Raw genomic sequence first — 261 nt, 5'->3', positions numbered from 1 at the left:
GATGGGCAGGGTGCCGTCGGCCAGCCCGACCAGGAACACCGCATCCCATTCCAGACCCTTGGCCGCATGCAGCGAGGCCAGCGTTACGCCTTGCACAGTGGGTGGGTGGCGCGCCTCGGCCCGTACCCGTAATTCACGGACCAGACCGGGCAGATCCAGTTCCGGCTGACGGGCGCACTCCTCCTCGGCGAGCTCGACAAGGGCACGCAGCGATTCCCAGCGCTCACGCGCCTGGGTACCGTGTGGCTCCTCCGCGGACAA

The 261-nt window shown here is 68.6% G+C and carries 1 protein-coding gene; it reads right to left on the bottom strand.

Features of this window, described 5'->3' with window-relative positions; translation table 11 throughout:
- The coding region (locus FVA95_RS30000) for a 3'-5' exonuclease (RefSeq protein WP_149666991.1) at window positions 1-261 on the bottom strand (261 nt) is incomplete at both ends.

This window comes from Pseudonocardia sp. EV170527-09 (assembly GCF_008369905.1).
Taxonomy (GTDB): domain Bacteria; phylum Actinomycetota; class Actinomycetes; order Mycobacteriales; family Pseudonocardiaceae; genus Pseudonocardia.
The sequence above is the reverse complement of the archived record's forward strand: the minus strand, read 5'-3'. Positions and strand labels throughout refer to the sequence as shown.